A 21,307-nucleotide genomic window follows, 5' to 3' on the forward strand; every position below is an offset into this window, starting at 1 on the left:
ATTATCATATAAATTAATTAAAGCATCTTAATTAAAAATAAAATGTAAAGATTTTTCAAATATAGTATAAAAAATCTTTTTTGTGGTAATTATTACAAATAATAAAGAACATTTTATTGGAGGGTTATAAATGAGCTATTTTGATAAAGCAAATGAGCTTTATAATAATAAGAAATATGAAAAGGCAATTTCTATGTATACAAAAGCAGTAGAAATGAAAGAGAATGAAGCGGCTTCGCTATATAATACAGCAGTGTGTTTTATTAAGCTTAAAGATTTTCAAAAAGCTATTGCCACTCTGCACTGTGCTATAAGATTAAAAAGAGAAAGCTCTTACTTTTTTAATTTGGGTTATTGTCATGCGATGCTTAATAATAATAATAAAGCTCTGAACTACTTCAATACTGCTTGGGCCTTAAATCATGGCGATAAAGAATGTGAAAAGGCTATAAGTATAATACTTGAAACCTATTACAACAAAAATAAGACTTCCTAGTTAGGAAAGTCTTATTTTTTATTATATTAAAATAATTATAATAAGTAATATAATTTATACTCATATTATTATTTATAGTTATCTAAAGTTTCAAAAGAATATCCTTCCTCTATTAAGTAATCAATTATATCTGGTAAGGAATCTACAGTAGTTTGCTTTGTCCCGGAATCATGCATCAATATAATAACTTTATTTTTATCGCATACTGTCTTCTTAACATTACGAATTAACTTATTAGCTGGAACATTAAGCGCTTCAGCATCTCCATTTAATGCATTCCAATCATAGTGTTTATATCCTTTATCTTTAACCGCTTCAATAAATTGATATTTTTTAAAGGATCCAGTTGGAAATCTAAAAAGTCCTCTTTCATAGTTTGGAAGTATACTCCCTAATACTTCATCAGCTTTATCTATGTCCTCCATGAATGTATTAACAGAAGAATAAATTAAATCATAATCATGACTATAAGTATGGTTTCCTATAGTATGACCTCTTATCTCAATGTCTTTTAATACTTCTTTATTAACTTCTGCTAAAGAGCCTATCACAAAAAAAGTTGCTTTTATATTGTACTTATCTAATATATCTAATACTTGAGGTGTAATATTAGTTGTAGGTCCATCATCAAAAGTCAAATAAGCAGTTTTTCTCTCTATAGGTTTTTCTATATTTTCTCCATCAACTTCAGTTTCTTCCCTTATCTTTTCTTTAGGAGTATTAGAGTTCTCTTCTTTATCTAGTCCCCCATCTGCAAAATTATATTTCTGATCTTTTTCATTAATTTCACTAGATGTATTAGTGTCAAAATGTGCAGCTTTTACCTTATTAGTATATAATCCTATGAGCCAACCTAAAGAAAAAAATCCAATTATAGCTATTACTATAATTAAATTTCTTTTAACATCACTTTTCATAGCGCCCCCAAAAAATATTAATTTTTTATATTTTAACCTTACTTAATAAGGACTCACATTTATTAAATTTTAATTGTATAAGTTATTTGTAACTTGAAAACAATCAATTGAAGACTTCTCCGCTTAAGAAGAAGTCTCCTCAATTGTCCACTGTCAATTCTCAATTGCATTTACCATTCTCCAGCAACAGTAGCATTCCTATGATCTCTATCAAAGTTATTATTATCAAAATAGTTCCCTCCACTATAAAAAGTAGGGTCTACACTTATCCATCTCTGTTCTTTCTCATCATAAAATTCATTCCAAGAATGATTCACCCACTGTTTCCCATTAAAACCTTCACCTATAACCATTCTCACTTTTATATCATTTGCTCTACACATAGCAATAAAAAGACATGCATAATCAAAGCACACACCTTGTCTAGTGTTAAAAGCTTCAATAGCTCCAGATTTTATGTTCATATTATTATTTATAACGTTCAGTGCTTTATTATCATCATATTCTATCTCTTTACCAACCCATTTATATATAGCCTTTGCTTTATCATAGTTCATATTATATTGACTTACTAAATTTATAGCAAAATTATCAATTTGCTCATTTGACTTTATACCATCTTCCAAAGTAACACCATTATAATAAACTATGACATTTTTATTAATATAATTACTAAAAGGTAGTTTTTGCTTTCCTTCTTTATCTTCAACTATTATTTTAAATGAATCATTTAATGCATTAGGTAAATTTTTTATAACCTCAGAATTAGTTATTGGTGTTATCACTTTATTAGATATAGAAGTATAAAATTCTGATTCACTAAGTGCTTTTAAATAATTTTCATTTTTATTTATCATAGCAGCAAAGCTTAGTAAAAAAGCTAAAATAATAGAATAGCATATTCCTTTTGGAATTTGAAATACTCCGCCAAAAACTCTTCTAGTAAAATTACTTTTTCTTTTTAAATTATTATCTATACCATCAAAAAGAGGATATAAAGTTATGTTACTTATAAGGTGAAATATAAGAATAATAATACTATGAATTATAAGAATTAAGGCTATTCCTATTAACCATCTAACTATTATAGGATTTTTTTCTCCAAAACTCATTATAAAATTAGGCATATATTTATATATATTATTGAATGCACCTTGATTATGTAATGTGAAAATCTTATTTATATAATGTCCACCTATAAAAATTGAGGCAACAAAGGATAAACTTCCTATTATAGAGTTAATAGTATCTTTTAAAGCAGAAGTAGAATATTTAAATAAAAAGCCTTTTAAAATAGGATATAATAACGCAGCAATCAACCCTATTGTAATTACATTATATTTCACTTTATTCACCGTCCTTTACTTATAGACATCCCAGTTCACAATTCACAATGCACAATTCACAATTTTGGACATTTCTCAGTAATAGCTGAGAAATTTAAAATTGATTAACTGTAGCGGAGAACACTGTTCGCACCTACAATTGTGAATTGTAAATTTTGATTATTCATTAATGTATAGCTATATTAGCTATGCATTAAGTCTTAAGATAGAATATATATGTGTACTTAAAAATTTAATATAAAATTAAATATAACCATCTTTTAGGGAAATTTCAATTCACAATTAATGGTAATTCTAAAAAATCTCCTTTAAGGCTGCTTTTATTTCATCATATTTATACCCTCTTCTCAGCAAATAATCATGAAGTTTTTTATATTGCTTTTTACTGTCACTTTCAGATTTTATGATTATATTAAGACGTTTAGAAGCAATATTTACCAGCGCATCAAAATTTTCTTCAACTTCTTCTATTACTTCTTTTTCTTCTTCCTTAATAACTTTATTTAATACTTCATTCACTACCTCAAAGTTATATCCATTTCTTAAAAGATAATCTCCTAATTTCTTCTTTAACTTAGGTATACTATTTTCACTTTTACACAATATCTTATATTTCTTTTCTCCTAATTTATAAGCTATATCTCTTTCTTCCTCAGAAGAAATATTATTTAAATAAAAATTTATTTTTTCTTCATCTATTCCCTTATTTAAAAGTGAATATCTTATCTTGCCTTTTCCTTGAACTTTAATTTTTTCCTTTATATATAGTTCTACATACTTATCATCATTTATAAATGAATAGCTCTTTAAAAATTCTATAATTCTATTTATAGTTTTTATATCATATTCTTTTTGTAATAATTTATCATACATTTCCTTTTCAGTTTTAAAGCTCTTTTCTAAGATTTTTAGTGCAGAGTTTTTTCCCTTTATATAATTGTCTTCTTCAACTATGTCAGAAAGTTTTTCTAAATCAACTATCATACCATTTTTAAGATTATGGTAATAAACAAGTTCACTACTACAGGCAAAACTAAAATTACCATCTAAATATACATTTACTCTATCTTTATTTTTCTTTTGAACTTCAATTTTAGTTATAACATTACTCATCATTTTCACTCTTTTCAGGTAATAAAATATGAACTGTAGGTTTTTGTAAAACCTTTCTAGCCACATTATAAAGATCTTCTTTTCTTATTCTATCCATATTTTTCATGTCTTCTACAAATTGATAAATATATTCTTCTTCCATAGCCTGATGAAGTACATAGTTTCCTAAGTCTGTTGAATCTTCAACTGTAGAAGCTACCGCAGTTTTAAATACTTTTTTCATAAGATTTATAGTATTGTCATCAAAAACTATTCTCTCTTCCACAATATCGCAAATACAATTATCTATAGTATCTATAGCTTCTTTTACATACTCTTCTGACACAGAAGTATATATGTATAAAGTTTTTATTTTATCGCTTAAATCTAACATTGTATAAATATCATAGGCAAGTCCTCTTTCTTCTCTCAATTCTCTAAACAATATAGAATTAGAGCTTTCCCCTAGCTTATGATTTAATACTTTAAGAGCAAGTTCTTCCTCTGCTGTAAGATCATTAAAAGAATAGAGGTATACTATGGTACTTTGCTCAATATCTTTTTTATAGGATATTTTAGTTTTATGAAGGTTTTTTTCTAAGATTACTGGAGGTTTTATAAAATCTTTCTCTTTCCAATGTCCAAAATATTTTTCTACCAATGATTTTATATATTCATGCTCGTGATCAGAAACAACAGTTATATAGCAATTGTTTGGTACATAATACGTATTATAAAATGTAACTAATGCTTCTCTAGTCATTTTCCTTATATATTTTTCCTTACCTATAACGTCACATTTTAAAGGACTATTTCTAAAGGCTGCCTTGTTAACTTCTTCAAAGCTAAGCTCTTCTAAATCATCCTTCACACTTTTTATTTCCGCAACAATTACGCCTCTTTCCTTTTCAATCTGTTCTTTTGGGAAAATGGAGTTTGATACCAAATCTCCTAAAAGCTTCATAGAATTTTCCACTTCTTCACTTAAGGTAGTACTACTAAATACGGTACAATTATAATCCGTATAAGCATTATACTCTCCCCCTAAATTTTCAAGTTCATTATTTAAAGTTTCATTATCTCTGTTTTTAGTTCCTTTAAAAAGCATGTGCTCAATAAAATGTGCAATTCCTCTTTCTTCTTCCCTTTCATATAATGCTCCTATATTTACCCCTACATGAATTGAAGATATTTGAGTATCTCTTTTTATAGTAATTAATTTTATTCCACTTATTAGTGTTATTTCAGAAGTATCAAAAATATGCTTTTTCATATTTGCTCCTTTTTTAAAATTATTATAATCTCTCTAGAATACTATAATATATTAGTTTTTGTAAATCAAATTAACCTTTAATTAAAATTATTTATTTCTTTTTTATTTCCTACTTTATGTATATAATTTTATAACTTATGTTTTTTTGGTTTATCAATTGCTATTATGGAAATACTATGTTACTATTAGATGTATTTTAACGTAACGAATATGTAATATACACACATTTAAACCAAATAATAGAAAGAGGAATGTTAATGAATAAAATAAAATTTGACGATTTAGGTCTTGAACCTTCTGTATTACGCGCAATAAATGACTTAAAATTTGAATTTCCTTCAGAAATACAAGCTAAAAGTATCCCTGTTAGCTTAGAAGGATATGATTTAATAGGTCAGGCTCAGACAGGAACAGGTAAGACGTTAGCTTTCGGAGCTCCACTTTTAAGCTTAATGGCTCCTTCAAATGGAAAGGTTCAAGCTATAATATTAGCACCAACAAGAGAACTTGCAATACAAGTTAGTGAAGAATTATCCCGTATAAATAAATATGAAAAATATAAAATACTTCCTATATATGGAGGTCAATCCGTTGAAAAACAATTAACTCCATTAAGAAAAGGTGTAGATATAGTAGTTGGAACTCCTGGAAGAGTTTTATACCATATTAATAGAAGAACTTTAAAACTAGAAGATGCTAAGTTTTTAGTTCTGGATGAAGCTGATGAAATGTTAAACATGGGATTCATAGAGGATATAGAAGCCATAATAAGTAGTTTAAAAGAAGATAGGCAAACTTTATTATTCTCCGCTACAATGCCAAGACAAATAAAAAATTTAGCTAAAAATTATATGAAAGCAGATGCAAAACATGTGGCTATAGCTAAAAAATCTTTAACAGTTTCTAAAATTGAACAATACTATTTTGAAGTTAACCCAAAGAATAAATTTGAAGTTCTATGCAGAATATTGGACGTAGATGCACCTAAAAGTGCTATATTATTCTGTAAGACTAAAAGAGGGGTAGACGAGTTAGTAGAAGCTCTACAAAGTAAAGGATACGTTGTAGAAGGAATGCATGGTGATATGAAGCAAACTCAAAGATTAAATACCCTTAAAAAATTCAAAACTGGACATTTAAATTATTTAATCGCAACAGACGTGGCTGCACGTGGTATTGATATTGAAGATATAACTCATGTTATCAATTATGATCTTCCACAGGACAGTGAATCTTATGTTCACAGAATAGGAAGAACAGGAAGGGCAAATAAAGAGGGTACTGCTTATAGCTTTGCCACTCGTAAGGAAATGTCTATGATAAGACAAATAGAAAATGATACTAAAAGTAAACTTTTAAGAAAACAAGTACCTACCTTAGCTGAAATATTTGCTTCAAAATCTGAAGGTATACTAGACTCTATAAGAGAAACCTTAGAAGAAAATTCCTATGAAAACTTTATCCAAATATCTAAAGATCTTATAAATGAGTTTGGTGCAGAAGATGTTGCTGCATCCTTAATTAAAATATTATTTGATAGAGAATTAAATTTTGAATACACAGAAGATAATATGAAAAATGATGAAATGTCTAGATTATTCTTCTCTGTTGGAAGATTAGATAATGTATCCACTAGAGATTTAGTTAAATTCTTAGATGATACTGCTGAAGTTAAATCTAAAGAATTAGGCCGTATAGACATATTAGATAAGTTTACATTTGTAGATGTACCAAGTAATTTAGTAGATAATATAATTGAGAGAAGTTCTGGAAGAAAAATTAATCAAAGAAAAGTTAGAATAGAATTATCTACTAGAAGAAAATAAAGATTAGCTTTTTTATTTTAGACTATTAAAAACCCTTGTTATTACTGAATTTAAGACTTGAATTTAGTAATAACAAGGGTTTTAATTTGTACTTTTTAGTTACTATTTTAAATTTTTCATTATATTTCTTTACATATATAGATATATCAACTCTAAATTTAATATATACGTGAAAATAATCGGTATTTTTTGGTGTCATAGCTGTAACTATTGAATTCACAATTTTAAATTTCTCAGCATTAACTTTCACCCCTGGGGTGCAGTATGATAAATCACAATATCTACATCATTAAACGATATGTCAATAACATTACATATCTCCACAGTATTGGTATAATTCACTGGTTTAGTTCCAAACTATATTGCACCTCAAGGGAACCCTTATGCAATTAAAAATTGACTATTGAGGATGGAGAATTGTGGAAAACTAGCAATTGCATTGCTAGTTAAAAAATCCATTAAAGAAATTATTTTGGTCAAAAATAAATTCCACCTTAATTGTGCATTTTGTATTGTGAATTTAAATGCTCAAATGTGTAGTTATGCTTGATTATATATTAATTTTTAAGGTAGTTTATCTATATAGCCATTTATAAATATAACTGATAGAATTTCAAAAAATTCTTTTCCTTAAATCCACATTTTTTATATAATTTAATTGCTTCATTATCAGAATTCACACAAAGGATTATCTCCCTTATAGTATCATGGGAAAATACAAAATCGATTGCCACATTTAATAATTTAACTCCTAATCCACGCCCTCTACAATCAGGTTTAACTCCTAAATATTCTATGTTTCCCTGTTGAGCTTCTGGACATATCTCTACATATATGTATCCTTGAATCTCATCTTTTTCTTTGTATATATAAACTCTATTTTTTGAATTTATTTTATTAACTATCATCTCTCCACTATAGTAAGTATTGGGAAAAATACTATCATGAAGCTTTATAAATTCTTCTTTTTCATCATCTTTCAGAATCCTTACTCCATCATTAAGGTTCTCTATCCTATCCTCTCTATTTAGTGATAATATAAACTCATTACTTTTAAAATTAAAATTTAAACTATTGGAGAATTCCATAGCTAAGGAATTTTTATAGTTAAAAAACATATTCGCTTTATTTATTTTATTAGGTATTAAAGGCAATATATCATTCCACAACTTTAAAGCAAGATTCACACCGTATTTTTCATCTATAAAAGGGCCATGAATTTCTACTGTTTCATTTTCACTATCTAAATCTACTCCTAATACAGCTACTATTTCTTTTTCATCACTTAAAAACATTAAGCTTTTATTAGGTAAAAAATCTTCCTGTAGAGTCTCTAATATTTCCTCTTTATTATCTCCACAATATCCTATATGATTTTCTTTTCTCATATTCATTGTTGCCATAAATTCTGCTATTTTTTCTAAATTTTCTTCATTAATGACTGATAACTTCATACCTTCTATTTCCATGGAAATCCCTCCGATATTTAAATTATTATTGCTACATACAATTCTATATTTATTGATTATTCCTTTTTTATATTATTTTTTAACTATTTTACAAATAAAAAAGGAGAAGTTTTTATTACTTCTCCTTTTTACTATACAATTAAACTAAAATTTATTTTATTATTACTTTTAATTCAACTTTATATTGGCTATCATTTATATTATGCCCTTTTATAACACCAGTATAGATTTTTTCTCCCACTATAGAAGTATCTATAACTAAATCTTCAGTTTGCCATTGTATCTCTACTATTTTAGGTAATGCTTCATTAATTGTCTTTCCATCTGGTAAAACAAACACTGCACTTGGTAACATAGCAAATTGATCCTTATTGATAGTTATAGGTTTTGATTTTATATTCCTAATATCAAAATATTGAGCTGCTTCTCCAATATATGATAAAACTTCATCACTTAAAATCGCTTGTCCACCTAGTCCATAGACCTTTTTAGATCTTAAAAAATTAGCATATATATCAGTATTGTCATCTATTTCATATGCACTTGCCAAGATTAATGGTGAACCTGTCATTGCCGCAGCTGCACTTCCAGATAATGCATCTGGATAGTTCATACCTGTTGCTACATAAACTTCATCATAATTTAGCCAATTTCCAAAAATAGATAATACATTTACATTTGTTTCAAATCTATTTTGCCCACCTATTCTCATTGGATTTGGAAATGCAGAAGCAACTTCATAACTTATAGCTCCAATTCCTCCTACAATAACAGTTTCATTAATCTCTGTTGAGTCTATAAAATTTTTAACATCTTTATTCATATAATTACTTGGAGTTAATATAATTGGCATTGAAAGCTTTCCTGCTACTGGAGCTATTGATAATGCGTCAGCATAATTTAATCCGTAAGCAACAGCTATTCCATTTTCTGTACCAACTTCCCTAGCTATATTTACAGCTGTGTTATATCTATCCTTTCCATCAATTCTTCTAGTTGTAACTCCCATGGCTTTTAATTCTGTTTCTACCTCTTTAGATACAGCACCATTTCCACCCACTATAATTGCATTAGAAGCACTTAATCTTTTTATCTCTGCTTTTACAGATTGAGGTAACTTTTTATTTTCAGTTAAAAGTATCGGAGCATTATGTTTTGCTGCTAATGGTGTAGCGCTAAGTGCATCTGGATAATCCATTCCAGTAACTAGCACTATTGTATCTGATCCATTTGCCCATTTTTCCTTAGAAATAGCTACCGCCGTTTCGTATCTTCCTGTATTATTGCCTCCATATAGCCTCTTAGTAGTAGTTTCTACTGAAGATTTTACCCATTCTCCTGAAAAATTAAAAACATTTTCAGGACTATTATTAGCCTCGCTTTCCATCATCATTTGTATAGCATTTTCATTTTTTGCTTCCGCTGCAAAAACTACAGTGCTATTAAACAATAAAGTAGCTAATAGTCCACAACTAAAAATTTTAAAAACACTTTTTTTCATTAACTTTATCTCCCCTTTTTGGTTTATCTATTAAAGATTACCATAATTTATTTATTTTTTCAATTTTAATTTGATAAAATTTTTTTCAAAATTTTTATTTTTATTTAATTATTATATATATTATTAGTTTTTCATTATTATCTAATAAAGTATTTTATAGAATATTATGTCGAATTTTATAAGTATAAAAATAGAGTTTAATTCTAAAACAATTTTAAATTTAGAACTAAACTCTTTGTTTTTTTCAAATATATAAATTTTAAGATATATTTTAATAGATGTTGATATTTAAAATAGTAATTCACTCTTATACAAAAGATATACTATAAGAAAAACTGGCGAACAATGTTCGTCCTTATAATATCATTTATAATATAGATAAATATACTTCATGCAGCAGCAAACAGTATTCACCAGAAAATCCAAACCGATTTCCATTATCATATATTTGACAGAAAATCAATTTTCAACAGATATATTTTAAGATATTATCTTAATACCAAAATTAATACCAAAATTAATAAATATATTATTATAAAAATCATATCCCTAATAATATATGTAAAGGAAAATAGATGAACAATGTTTACCTCCTACAATTATAATATAGATAATAAAACCTACAAAAATATATAATTATCATATTATCATGAATAACAAAATTCTTATTTACTTATGTAATATTTTTTCGTAACAATAAAATTTACCTTTACGAAACTGTACTTCACCAACACATTTATAATTCAATGCTTTATATAGCTTAATAGCAAAAGGATTTTCAGAAAAAGCGTCAAGACGAATTATTGAGTAGTTATTTTCAAGTGCCTTGGCTTCAGCAAAACTAACTGTCTTCTTACCAAATCCTCTCCCTTGTACTGTAGGATCAACACACATGCGGTGAATTACACATACATTTCCTTCTCTTTGTGTCCAATTAATAGCTTGGTACTCTGGATCTTGTTGTTCATTGATTACTATGGCTGAAACCAATCTATTATTATATATAAGCACATACATTTGTTTATTTTCTATATCATTTTTAATAACATCACTATTAGGATATATATTATCCCATTGATCAATTCCCTTTTCTTTCATATCTTGTATTGCATTAAAAAATATTTTAATTATATTATTTAAATCAGACTCATTTGCTAACCTAAATTGATAATCCATTTTAAGATACCTCCTAATAATATAAACTGCTACTTAATTTATATAAAAAACTAAATTACAATTTATCTATTTTTCTAAATTTTATAATATTATAATTTAATGAAAATCTATTGATAACCTAACCATATCAACACATTGTATTCCATTTTCTATAATAGGCTCATCATAATGTTTTATAAAAAAATCATAATCTATACTTCTTATTCTAAATCCACACTTTTGATATAGTGCTAACTGAGAAATACTAGAGTTTCCCGTACCTACTTCTAAAGTTTTTATATCCGTTTTTTTTGCTATTTCTATTGCATTTTTAATTAGTACCTTACCTATTCCCTTTCCATGAAAACTTTCATTTACAGCAAGATTTACAAGCTCCATAGTAGCAGGTCTAGTTTTAATTAATACATATACTCCAATTACTCTATTATGTAGTTCTGCAATATAAACATCTCCCCTAGATGTATATTCTTTTATTAGATCAAGTGAAGGATCTGCTAACAACAGTAAGTCATAGGGAAATAACTCTTCATTTTCTATTTTTTTAATATTTAACTTATCTATAATATCATTCATATTTTTTAACCCTTTCTATTTGTATCAAGCTTTTTATTATACTATATACTTTAGTACAAATTATTATCAATAACAAACTTAATATTATATAAATTTTAAACCTCTAAAAATATAAATTATTAATATTATTTTTAAAAACTACATAATCTCAATTTCTATAATCTTATTTTAAAATAGTAAAGCGTGGTGAAAACACCACGCTTTTAGATAAAGTAATAATCTTAATGATTAGTTACAAATTATTTTGAATAAAACAATACTAAATACTATCCTCAAAAATAATATGCTTTACTCTCCATTTCTCTAGAGCAATGCTAACCCAAAAACCATATATACCTATGGTTATAATGGTTAATAGAAGCCATTTTATCCAATTACCAAATAAACCTACGGCAGTTCCTGTAAATTTTAATCTTCTACCTTCTATTACAGTATGATTAATTTTCCAACCATAAACCATACATTCTGCCCAAGGATAGCATATTCCTAAAGTTACTATAGTTATTAATATTCCTAGTAATCTCCATCCGATTAGCTGAAGTAATCCTCCATCAAAATAAGATTGCCCTTTTACATTACGCTTTGATAATTCCATTTTATCCCCCTTGGATTAAATATTGTTACAACAATATTATAAGGAAAATTTTATATAATATTACCAATAACTATAAAATTTTCAATTCATTTAACTTTTATAAATTACTAATAATTATTTTCAAATTATCATATAAATTTTTTTATAAAACATTAAAAGTAATATATTGAAATTTAAATAAATAAAATTCTTATATTTAAATAAGAATTTTATTTATTTAAGAAATTTTTTATATTATGCTTTCATAAACTATTAATGGGGTGGTTTTATGAAATTATTTTATAAAATCTTTATCATACTTATTGTTGTATTAATAATTGAATATCTAATTATTTTCTTACTTTATTATTTTTAAATTGGCAATTAAATTAACTCTCCATTTATTCCCACTGTTACCTCTCTATAAGGTACTATAGTTTGGGATTGAAGCATTGCATTTTTAACTGAACTTACTATACCTGAGCAACAAGGTACTTCCATTCTAACAACAGTTATACTTTTTATATTGTTGCTTTTTAAAATTTCAGCTAACTTTTCTCTATAATAGTCATTATCATCTAATTTAGGACAACCTATTACAGTTATATGATCTTTTATAAAGTCTCTATGAAAATTTGCATAAGCATATGCGGTGCAATCTGCTGCTATTAATAAATTTGCCCCTTCAAAATATGGTGCATTAGGATTTACTAATCTTAATTGTACTGGCCATTGACTTAATTCTGAATTTAAGCTACTGTTTTCTTCTTTAGAATTACAGTCACATATATCATTCTTTAAAGCCTTTGTACTTAGATTTAATCCTGCCTTTCTTTCAATTTTCTTTGCCATTGTTCCAGGACATCCACAAGGCATAGCTTTATTTTCTTCTTTAGTTTCTTTTTTTACCTTATCCATATCCTCTATTCTTCTTTTCACTGCTTCATCATCATAAGCTCCTGCTTCTCTTTCAATTATCTCAATAGCACCTTGAGGGCAATTTAAACAATCGCCTAGCCCATCACAGTACATATCACTAACAAGCTTTGCTTTACCATTCACTATTTCTATAGCTCTTTCATGACATGCATCTACACATATACCACAACCATCACATTTTTCCTCATTTATATGAACAATTTTTCTAATCATAATTTATACCTCCATAGCACACATTAATTTGAAAATCTAAAAGAAAATAATAATTTAAATATGTTAATCTATTTTAGAAATATGAAAGAAAAAATAGTATAGCATACTGGCTTATTACTTTTTTTAGATTGCTTAAATACTATAGTGTGTTAATTTAAATTCAATCTATGATTAAATTATATCAATTTAAATATTTTTGGTATGTAACTTATGTTACAGAGTTAATTTTTTATAATTCCAATTTTATGTGAGTTTTTAATAACTTTTATTTTGTCCTCAATATTTTTATCTAAAGCTATTATAGCTACCGTTGCAGGACCACAACTTTTATTTATATCTATGTTTATATTTTCTTCTAAGATAAATTCCATACCATTATTTTTAGCTAGTTCTTCTGCTTCATATAATATCCCTTTAGATCCTACAGGAACAATTTCCTTGACCTCTTTTAATTCTCTTAAATAGTAAAGAATATCATATTGAAAAATATCTTCATCATATTCATAACTTATCTCTTCTCCAACTTTGGGTATTCCTATGGAATAAATTATGACATCATCTTTTATATTATTTACTCTAAGTTTAGACTTTTCCCCAATTCCAATTATAGTCATTCCTAATCCTGTAGAAACACAAGGAAAATTTTCTTCTGTACTTCCACTAAGAGCAACATTGCTAATATCCGCCAATTCTAATTCACTTTTAATTCCCTTTATTATTTCTTCTCCTGTAGGTTTCATTTCTGCACAGACATTATCAATAACAGTAATCACTTCTGCACCACTACTTAATACTTCTAAAAGCCCTACTCTAACTGTATATTTTCCTGTTATAAAAGGTGGAACCTTTAATGCATCCTGTGGCTTGTCTCCTATACTTCCACAGCTATCACAAGCAATTACCATAGATTTATTTTCATCTATATCTACTAACACTAAGTCTCTTATTTTATTTATCTTCATATAGATTTTCCTGGTTATGAAAAACGTAACAAAACATAACCTTGCCCTTTCTTATATTTTTCATATTAATTTTTACGTTTTTAAAACCAATATATTTTATTAAATCTCCATAATAATTTACAAGACTTAATTCCATACCTTTTTAGTATTTTATTTTCCATTGTAGTAATATTACATTGATTTTTATTTGAATAAAGTGCAGTTATATAACCAATATAATATTCTCCATTTTTCTTTGTGTATTTTATTAAATCTCTATGCTTAAATCCATTTAGTTCTGCAATATTAGCTTTTGATTTTCTTCTCATAGGTTTGATAATCCAATCTTTTATATTACATTCGTTCATATTTACTTCTAAATCTGTTATGCAAATTGCATCATTACTATGTGTTTTATATATATTCCAATCGATACGTTTGTTAGCAGTATCTCCACCTGTAGTTAGCATTAATTTGCCCAATTTAGATAACTCTTGTCTTAAATAAGTTTTACCTTGCATAACGTGTTGAGCGTAGTCAAATCTTATATTTTTACCATCAATTGTTTTATAATATTTATCAATAAATAATTCTTCTTTGCCCTCTGTTTTTTGATGACAACCACTACACAAAGTGATTAAATTACTTATGGCATTAGAACCCTTTAATCTACGAGGAAATATATGATGTACTTCTAGCATACAATTAGATTTTCCGCATTCCATACACTCGCAATTATCTCTTAATATAACTGCTTTTCTTATATTTTCATCTAACCTATTTGATTTTTGATATTGCCATCCATATAATTTTTTACCTTCTGATAATGCTCTTATATCTACTACAACATCTTCTAAATGAAATTCCTTAATATTAACAAACTTTAATAATTGATTAATGATTCTAATGGTTGATTGTTTTTTCTGTAATATGCTCGGCGCTACTCTACCTTTTCTTTTACTTGCTGATCTATTATCAAATCTAACTTTTCTGTATCTTTTATAAGTTCTATGGTATCTTCTATAACTTTTTCTAGTTTCCATTAAACTTTTAACATTTTGTCTAAGTTCAATAGTGCCCTTGAATATTGGTTTATTATATGTTTTACATTTTTGAACTAATGCTATACCTACATGTTTACTTCCATCATATATCCCACAAATTATTTCAGTTTCTTCATCAGGACGAACCTCATAATTTAGTTGAATTGCCATAGGATATTTTTGAAGTAATCTTGCTTTCTTCTTTCTAATCAACACCCATGCTTTATTCCAAAGACATGAAGCTAATTTTCTTCCTTTTTTATCTTTTACAAATGAATATTCTTTTTGATTTTTAGTCATCTCTGACCACTCTCCTTTCGGGCATTTTCCTACTTGCCAAAGACAGTATGGAGTTCATATGATTAGGTGTTTGACTTCACAACCTAGAAGTCGGTCATCCTTCATCATTCTTAGAGCCTTAAACTGTTGGATATATTTAAGGGTAAGTCTTTAACTTATCATACAATCATAGTTCATCATGCTAAACTGTTTTCACAATTCTACACTCACTTAGGCTTGAAAACATCAAATAGTTATAACAACATACCTAAAGGTTGTGATATGTTATTATATGTTATGATTTTTAGCAACTACTTGAAGTTCCTTATGTTACTGTTTCTTAAATTTTTTCCAACCTCATTATACACCAAATTTATTTCATATAGCTTCAAAGCGTTTTTAATATTGCATATTAATGTTATTAAATAAAATTAATTATATTTGATTTTTTATTTATAATATCATATTCTTATTTAGTTTATACTAATGTTTTAGGCATCTTCAAAAAATAATAGCCCAGTATGTTAGCCTATTTTCCATCATACTGCGTTGTCAGAACTCCATGATAGTTAAACTATCATGAAAACCTGTCTCCTTTTCTGATGCAAAATATATGACCCATCTTTAACTAGCTATTTTCTTTCATATGCCTAAAATATACTAACATCTTTGGTTTATTATTTTCTTTCATATGCCTTATTTGATATAATCGAATATGAATTATAGATTTTCTCAATAATATATTTAGAGAATCTATTCTAAATTTCTCAGTTTTACTGAGAAATATCCACAATTGTGAATTTTGCATTGTGAATTGTGAATTGAATTGTCTAATAACGTATCTATATTAGCTATACATTAATTTTTAAGATACTTTATCTATATGTAAATTCATATCCCCTACTGTGTAATACTAAAGATAATTTTATAAAATAGAAGATTTTATATACAGAAAGAGAAGTGAACTGTTAATGGAAAAAGTTACGTTTAAAGGAAGTGCTATGCTTAATCCAGTGCCAGTGGTACTAATTAGTTGTAAGAATAATGAAGGTAAAGATAATATTTTTACAGTAGGTTGGATTGGAACAGCTTGTACTAAACCTCCTATGATTACAGTAGCAATTAGACCTGAAAGATTATCCTATGAGTACATAAAAGAAACTATGGAATTTGTGGTTAATCTTCCTTCTAAAAATTTGGTTAAGGAAGTGGATTTTTGTGGAGTTCGTTCAGGTAGAACTATTGATAAAATTAAAGAAATGAATTTTACAATGACAAAATGTGAAAATATTTCTGCTTCACTAATAGAAGACTGTCCTATTTCTCTTGAATGTAAAGTTAAAAGTATCACCCCTTTAGGTACTCATGATTTATTTTTAGCCGAAATAGTATGTTCACATGTAAATAGTGATTTAATTGATGAAAAAGGTAAAATTCATTTTGAAAAGGCAAATCTCATCTCCTATTGTCATGGAGAATATTTTGCATTAAATCCTAAAGCTTTAGGCTCCTTTGGCTATTCTGTAATGAAGAAGAAAACTATGAAAAAGAAAAAAATTAAAAGATAACTTAAGGCATCTTTAAAAATAACTGGTTAGAATTTTTGAATAGTTATTTTTAATGCCTAAATACTATGAAAGGTAGTGAAATCCTATGGAATTTCTAAAAGTTGCATCTGCTTGCCCTATCACTAATGTAGCAGATGTAAATTTCAATGTAGAAAATATAAAAAATTGTATTGAGGAAGCTATAGAAGAAAATTGTAAACTTGTGGTGTTTCCTGAGCTCTCTATTACCTCTTATACCTGTGGAGATCTATTTTATCAAAGACAACTATTAGATAAAAGCGAAAAAGCTTTAAAAGAGCTTTGCGAATTTTCTAGACATAAAGATATATTAATTGCTGTAGGTGCACCAATAGAGCATAAAAATTTGTTATATAATAGTGCAGTTATAATACTTAATGGTGAAATATTAGGTATAGTTCCTAAAAGTTATCTACCTAATTATTCAGAGTTCTATGAAAAAAGATGGTTTAATAGTGGTTTAAATTTAACTAACGAAAAAGTATCTCTAAGCTTTAGTGAAAACATTCCTTTTGGAACAAATCTTATTTTTACTTGTGATGATACAAAAATAGGTTTTGAAATCTGCGAAGATTTATGGGTTACCATACCTCCCAGCAGCTATTTAAGTCTTTTAGGTGCAAACATAATATGTAACTTATCATCTTCAAATGAACTTGTAAGTAAAGCAGAGTATAGAAGAAATTTAATTTCAAATCAAAGTGCAAGATGTATGAGTGCATATATTTATTCTTCATCAGGTGTTTTTGAATCAAGTACTGATTTATTGTTTAGTGGTCATTTAATGATATGCGAAAATGGTAGTACACTTTGTGAAAATGAAAGATTTCAAAGACATAATGAAATTATTACATCAACTATAGATGTGGATAAATTAAAAAGTGAGCGTTTAAAAAATGTAAGTTTTAGAGATAGTATTCACTTTTGCCCATATGATGCAGAAATTATAGAGTTTGAATTTAAAAACAAAGAAATTATAAACTTCAATCGTTATATTGATAAGCATCCATTTGTACCAAAGGATGAAATTGAAAGAGAAAAAAGATGTAAAGAAATCTTTAATATTCAAGCTGCTGCTCTAGCTAAGAGATTTTCTTATACAAAATTAAAGAAAGCAGTTATTGGTATTTCTGGTGGACTTGACTCTACCTTAGCATTACTTGTAATTGTTAAAACCTTTGATATGTTAGGCGTGGATAGAAAAAATATAGTAACTATTACAATGCCTGGCTTTGGTACTACTGATAGAACTTATAATAATGCTATAAATCTCTGTAAGCATTTAAATACAGAAACTAGAGAAATTAATATAGTAGATGCTTGTCTTCAACACTTTAAGGATATTGGTCATGATGTAGATAAACATGATGTAACCTATGAAAATGTTCAAGCAAGGGAAAGAACTCAAATATTAATGGATATAGCAAATAAGGAAGGTGGCCTTTTAATAGGTACAGGAGATTTATCTGAGCTTGCATTAGGATGGGCTACTTATAATGGTGATCACATGTCTATGTATTCTGTAAACTGTTCTATACCTAAAACTTTAGTTAGATATTTAGTACATTATGTAGCAGAAAAAGAGTTAAGTGGTGAGGTTTCTGAAATTTTATTAGATATATTAGACACACCTGTTAGTCCAGAACTTCTTCCTAAGGATAAAGAAGGTAATATTGCACAAAAAACTGAAGATATAGTAGGCCCTTATGAGCTTCATGACTTCTTCTTATATCATTTTATAAAAGAAGGAGCAACTCCTGAAAAGTTATCGTTTTTAGCTAAAGCTGCCTTTAAGGAAAACTATTCTAATGAAGAAATTGAGAAATGGTTAAATACTTTCTTAAGACGATTCTTTACTCAACAATTTAAGCGTTCTTGTTTACCTGATGGTCCTAAGGTAGGTTCTATAAGTCTTTCTCCTAGAGGAGATTTAAGAATGCCTTCAGATGCAAGCTATAATTCTTGGATATAACAAAAAGTCGTGACTAAATGTCACGACTTTTTAAAATTAAGAATGAGGAGTTAAGATAAAAATCATTTGATAATTTTCATTTCGTTTTACTTATATATGTCTACAATAAGCCCTGTTATTTCATCAATAGTGCTTGCTATATTTAAAGTTTCTTTTTCTTCACTTAATAACATTTCTGTAAGTTCTTCTAGTTTTTTATCCACAGTTTCTACAGTAATAAAATATTGAGTTTGCCAAAAGCTTATATCTTTTTTAACTGAATACATAAAAGCAAGTACAGATTCTAAATATTCTTTTATTTCTCTCTTATAAGCTCTAACATCAGCATAACATTTGGTTACCACTAATTTGCTTCCCTTAGATTTTATATTTTTTAACATTTGTTTTAATTGTTCTTCTGACTTTTTTTGACGTGCAAAATTAAAATTTCTTGAAAAGTCATTATGTTTATTTATAGTAACCCCTTCTGTCTTTATTGGAGTAGTTCTTCCTAATTTAGATATTTCCATTTAAATACCTCCTAATGACTATTTTTGAAGACTCTTTATTCTCTTATAATAATTATATCGTAATAATATTATATTCTTTAAGGCTAAATTCAATTTGTTTGATTATTAAGAATAGTGAGAGTATAATAAAAAAAGTATAATGAAGCCACAGTTTTTAAATCGCGAATTTTTTATCGTCAATTTGCAAATATTAAATATTTATTATTATAATTTTACGAACATAATAATTTCAATTTAAATAGATTTTATATTTTTATATACTAAAATATTCTAAAGGTGTGGTGATAATAAGTATGAAAAAACTTCTACAAATGTTTATTACTTTTTTCAAAATTGGAAGCTTTACTTTCGGTGGTGGATATGCAATGATTCCTCTAATTGAAAAAGAAGTAGTGGATAAACATAACTGGCTTACTAAAGAAGAATTTTTAGATATAATCGTTATCTCTCAAACTTTTCCAGGTGCTTTAGCCATAAATAGTTGTACATTTATAGGTTATAAAATAGGTAATTTTCCTGGTGCTATTTTAGGCTTACTTGGTGTAACACTTCCCTCCTTTTTTATAATACTTCTAATTGCTATGTTCTTTGCAAAGTTTAGAAATCTCTATACTGTTGAATTGATATTTAAAGGAATTAATGCTGCAGTGCCTTTATTAATTCTAGTGGCAATAATAAGCCTTAGTAAGTCCCTTAATAAAAATTATATAAATATCGTAATAATAGTTATAACAATACTTGCAATTACTATATTTAATGTAAACCCTGTAATAATTATATTACTGTCAGCAATTTACGGTATTATTGCAAACAGAAAGAAGGTGTAACAATTGCATATACTCTTTAAATTATATTTAGCATTTCTAAAGATTGGTACCTTTGGATTTGGTGGTGGTTACGCAATGTTATCCTTAATTGAAAAAGAAATAGTAACAAACAATAGCTGGATTAGTTACACTGAATTTATAGATATAATTGGAATTTCTCAAATGACACCAGGCCCAGTAGCTATAAATTCTGCCACTTTTGTAGGATATAGAGTTTATGGTGTTTTAGGAAGCATAGTTGCTACTGTAGGTGTTATAACTACTTCCTTTATTTTAGTGACATTAGCTTACTTCTTCTTTCAGAAATTTAAAGAGTCAGATTTATTGACTTCTGCTCTTTTAGGCATGAGACCTGCACTTATAGGCTTAATAATATCCGTATTCTTATCTCTTGGGCGCACTTCTTACATAGACTTTAAAAGCATAATCATAGCCTTTATAATTGGACTAATGCTAATAAAAACTAAAATTCATCCAATATTAATAATAGTTATTTCAGGAATTTTAGGAATAGTATTCTATGGAATATTACCACTTTAGTTAAGTCTTGTAAAAATTACTATATAGATCATCTTAAATAAAATAGTTGTTAATATTTTAGGCTATAGGGTTCCATAATGAAAATTTAACTTATGCACGATTTTGATTTCTATAATAAAATTTTTACTATGAATTAAAAATTAAGAATAAATAATAAAGAATTATGGTTAAAACTCCATAGCCGAAGCTTTGGAGTTTTTTTAATAAATTTTATT

Annotated in this window: 19 protein-coding genes; 6 read left to right on the plus strand and 13 right to left on the minus strand. The window is 27.1% G+C overall.

All coding sequences use genetic code 11. The features are described 5' to 3' along the window. The first annotated feature begins 130 nt into the window (after nt 1–130). Nucleotides 131–496 carry a tetratricopeptide repeat protein gene (locus ACY1IQ_RS10860; RefSeq protein ID WP_039636646.1) on the plus strand — a complete coding sequence of 122 codons (366 nt, stop codon included), beginning with the start codon at nt 131–133 and terminating at the stop codon, nt 494–496. A gap of 68 nt (nt 497–564) precedes the next feature. Here ACY1IQ_RS10860 and ACY1IQ_RS10865 read toward each other — a convergent pair whose 3' ends face one another. The 4 genes from ACY1IQ_RS10865 to ACY1IQ_RS10880 form a co-directional block, all read right to left on the minus strand. Further along, nucleotides 565–1,413 (minus strand): polysaccharide deacetylase family protein, encoded by an 849-nt coding sequence (locus tag ACY1IQ_RS10865; RefSeq protein ID WP_461613937.1) that lies wholly within the window; start codon nt 1,411–1,413, stop codon nt 565–567. A gap of 170 nt (nt 1,414–1,583) precedes the next feature. After that, nucleotides 1,584–2,759, minus strand: coding sequence for a transglutaminase-like domain-containing protein (locus tag ACY1IQ_RS10870; RefSeq protein WP_461613938.1), 1,176 nt, complete (start codon nt 2,757–2,759; stop codon nt 1,584–1,586). Nucleotides 2,760–3,053: 294 nt separating this feature from the next. Beyond that, nucleotides 3,054–3,872, minus strand: coding sequence for a recombination regulator RecX (gene recX, locus ACY1IQ_RS10875; RefSeq protein ID WP_461613939.1), 819 nt, complete (start codon nt 3,870–3,872; stop codon nt 3,054–3,056). Further along, nucleotides 3,865–5,124: a M16 family metallopeptidase gene (locus ACY1IQ_RS10880; RefSeq protein WP_461613940.1), complete on the minus strand. Its 1,260-nt coding sequence runs from the start codon at nt 5,122–5,124 to the stop codon at nt 3,865–3,867. The genes recX and ACY1IQ_RS10880 overlap by 8 nt, the downstream gene beginning before the upstream one ends. Before the next feature lie 257 nt (nt 5,125–5,381). Here ACY1IQ_RS10880 and ACY1IQ_RS10885 point away from each other — a divergent pair, with 257 nt between their 5' ends. Then, entirely contained in the window at nt 5,382–6,950 is a 1,569-nt protein-coding gene (locus tag ACY1IQ_RS10885; protein WP_461613941.1) for a DEAD/DEAH box helicase, read from the plus strand. A gap of 590 nt (nt 6,951–7,540) precedes the next feature. Here the strand turns inward: ACY1IQ_RS10885 and ACY1IQ_RS10890 are convergent. From ACY1IQ_RS10890 to iscB, 8 genes are all read right to left on the minus strand, one after another. Beyond that, entirely contained in the window at nt 7,541–8,419 is an 879-nt protein-coding gene (locus ACY1IQ_RS10890) for a GNAT family N-acetyltransferase (protein ID WP_461613942.1), read from the minus strand. A gap of 151 nt (nt 8,420–8,570) precedes the next feature. Then, nucleotides 8,571–9,920 (minus strand): cell wall-binding repeat-containing protein, encoded by a 1,350-nt coding sequence (locus ACY1IQ_RS10895; protein ID WP_461613943.1) that lies wholly within the window; start codon nt 9,918–9,920, stop codon nt 8,571–8,573. A 669-nt stretch (nt 9,921–10,589) separates the two neighbouring features. After that, the gene (locus tag ACY1IQ_RS10900; protein WP_461613944.1) at nt 10,590–11,096 is read right to left on the minus strand and encodes a GNAT family N-acetyltransferase; all 507 of its coding nucleotides are present in this window, start codon (nt 11,094–11,096) and stop codon (nt 10,590–10,592) included. 96 nt (nt 11,097–11,192) lie between these two features. Next, the gene (locus ACY1IQ_RS10905; RefSeq protein ID WP_461613945.1) at nt 11,193–11,669 is read right to left on the minus strand and encodes a GNAT family N-acetyltransferase; all 477 of its coding nucleotides are present in this window, start codon (nt 11,667–11,669) and stop codon (nt 11,193–11,195) included. Nucleotides 11,670–11,928: 259 nt separating this feature from the next. Then, nucleotides 11,929–12,264, minus strand: a complete 336-nt coding sequence (locus ACY1IQ_RS10910; RefSeq protein WP_461613946.1) for a hypothetical protein — start codon at nt 12,262–12,264, stop codon at nt 11,929–11,931. 363 nt (nt 12,265–12,627) lie between these two features. Continuing rightward, the gene (locus tag ACY1IQ_RS10915; RefSeq protein WP_461613947.1) at nt 12,628–13,395 is read right to left on the minus strand and encodes an ATP-binding protein; all 768 of its coding nucleotides are present in this window, start codon (nt 13,393–13,395) and stop codon (nt 12,628–12,630) included. 221 nt (nt 13,396–13,616) lie between these two features. Continuing rightward, complete coding sequence (locus ACY1IQ_RS10920) at nt 13,617–14,357, minus strand: AIR synthase related protein (RefSeq protein ID WP_461613948.1); 741 nt, start codon at nt 14,355–14,357, stop codon at nt 13,617–13,619. Nucleotides 14,358–14,437: 80 nt separating this feature from the next. Continuing rightward, nucleotides 14,438–15,679, minus strand: coding sequence for an RNA-guided endonuclease IscB (iscB, locus tag ACY1IQ_RS10925; protein WP_461613949.1), 1,242 nt, complete (start codon nt 15,677–15,679; stop codon nt 14,438–14,440). Nucleotides 15,680–16,629: 950 nt separating this feature from the next. Between iscB and ACY1IQ_RS10930 the strand changes: the two genes are divergently transcribed. Next, entirely contained in the window at nt 16,630–17,226 is a 597-nt protein-coding gene (locus ACY1IQ_RS10930; protein ID WP_461613950.1) for a flavin reductase family protein, read from the plus strand. Nucleotides 17,227–17,311: 85 nt separating this feature from the next. After that, complete coding sequence (locus ACY1IQ_RS10935; RefSeq protein ID WP_461613951.1) at nt 17,312–19,216, plus strand: NAD(+) synthase; 1,905 nt, start codon at nt 17,312–17,314, stop codon at nt 19,214–19,216. Between the two features lie 86 nt (nt 19,217–19,302). On the opposite strand, the gene ACY1IQ_RS10940 is transcribed toward ACY1IQ_RS10935, so the two are convergent. Continuing rightward, complete coding sequence (locus ACY1IQ_RS10940; RefSeq protein ID WP_461613952.1) at nt 19,303–19,725, minus strand: YaaR family protein; 423 nt, start codon at nt 19,723–19,725, stop codon at nt 19,303–19,305. 293 nt (nt 19,726–20,018) lie between these two features. On the opposite strand from ACY1IQ_RS10940, the gene ACY1IQ_RS10945 reads away from it, so the two are divergent. After that, complete coding sequence (locus tag ACY1IQ_RS10945) at nt 20,019–20,552, plus strand: chromate transporter (protein ID WP_461613953.1); 534 nt, start codon at nt 20,019–20,021, stop codon at nt 20,550–20,552. A 3-nt stretch (nt 20,553–20,555) separates the two neighbouring features. Further along, nucleotides 20,556–21,092 carry a chromate transporter gene (locus tag ACY1IQ_RS10950; protein ID WP_461613954.1) on the plus strand — a complete coding sequence of 179 codons (537 nt, stop codon included), beginning with the start codon at nt 20,556–20,558 and terminating at the stop codon, nt 21,090–21,092. Nucleotides 21,093–21,307: the final 215 nt, after the last annotated feature.

It is taken from the genome of Clostridium sp. Marseille-QA1073 (assembly GCF_054863625.1).

What these genes read in the sequence shown, in the direction of transcription:
- ACY1IQ_RS10860 (WP_039636646.1), top strand. Translation starts at nt 131, where the DNA reads ATGAGCTATTTTGATAAAGCAAATGAGCTTTATAATAATAAGAAATAT.
- ACY1IQ_RS10865 (WP_461613937.1), bottom strand. Translation starts at nt 1,413, where the DNA reads ATGAAAAGTGATGTTAAAAGAAATTTAATTATAGTAATAGCTATAATT.
- recX (WP_461613939.1), bottom strand. Translation starts at nt 3,872, where the DNA reads ATGAGTAATGTTATAACTAAAATTGAAGTTCAAAAGAAAAATAAAGAT.
- ACY1IQ_RS10880 (WP_461613940.1), bottom strand. Translation starts at nt 5,124, where the DNA reads ATGAAAAAGCATATTTTTGATACTTCTGAAATAACACTAATAAGTGGA.
- ACY1IQ_RS10885 (WP_461613941.1), top strand. Translation starts at nt 5,382, where the DNA reads ATGAATAAAATAAAATTTGACGATTTAGGTCTTGAACCTTCTGTATTA.
- ACY1IQ_RS10890 (WP_461613942.1), bottom strand. Translation starts at nt 8,419, where the DNA reads ATGGAAATAGAAGGTATGAAGTTATCAGTCATTAATGAAGAAAATTTA.
- ACY1IQ_RS10895 (WP_461613943.1), bottom strand. Translation starts at nt 9,920, where the DNA reads ATGAAAAAAAGTGTTTTTAAAATTTTTAGTTGTGGACTATTAGCTACT.
- ACY1IQ_RS10900 (WP_461613944.1), bottom strand. Translation starts at nt 11,096, where the DNA reads ATGGATTATCAATTTAGGTTAGCAAATGAGTCTGATTTAAATAATATA.
- ACY1IQ_RS10905 (WP_461613945.1), bottom strand. Translation starts at nt 11,669, where the DNA reads ATGAATGATATTATAGATAAGTTAAATATTAAAAAAATAGAAAATGAA.
- ACY1IQ_RS10910 (WP_461613946.1), bottom strand. Translation starts at nt 12,264, where the DNA reads ATGGAATTATCAAAGCGTAATGTAAAAGGGCAATCTTATTTTGATGGA.
- ACY1IQ_RS10915 (WP_461613947.1), bottom strand. Translation starts at nt 13,395, where the DNA reads ATGATTAGAAAAATTGTTCATATAAATGAGGAAAAATGTGATGGTTGT.
- ACY1IQ_RS10920 (WP_461613948.1), bottom strand. Translation starts at nt 14,357, where the DNA reads ATGAAGATAAATAAAATAAGAGACTTAGTGTTAGTAGATATAGATGAA.
- iscB (WP_461613949.1), bottom strand. Translation starts at nt 15,679, where the DNA reads ATGACTAAAAATCAAAAAGAATATTCATTTGTAAAAGATAAAAAAGGA.
- ACY1IQ_RS10930 (WP_461613950.1), top strand. Translation starts at nt 16,630, where the DNA reads ATGGAAAAAGTTACGTTTAAAGGAAGTGCTATGCTTAATCCAGTGCCA.
- ACY1IQ_RS10935 (WP_461613951.1), top strand. Translation starts at nt 17,312, where the DNA reads ATGGAATTTCTAAAAGTTGCATCTGCTTGCCCTATCACTAATGTAGCA.
- ACY1IQ_RS10940 (WP_461613952.1), bottom strand. Translation starts at nt 19,725, where the DNA reads ATGGAAATATCTAAATTAGGAAGAACTACTCCAATAAAGACAGAAGGG.
- ACY1IQ_RS10945 (WP_461613953.1), top strand. Translation starts at nt 20,019, where the DNA reads ATGAAAAAACTTCTACAAATGTTTATTACTTTTTTCAAAATTGGAAGC.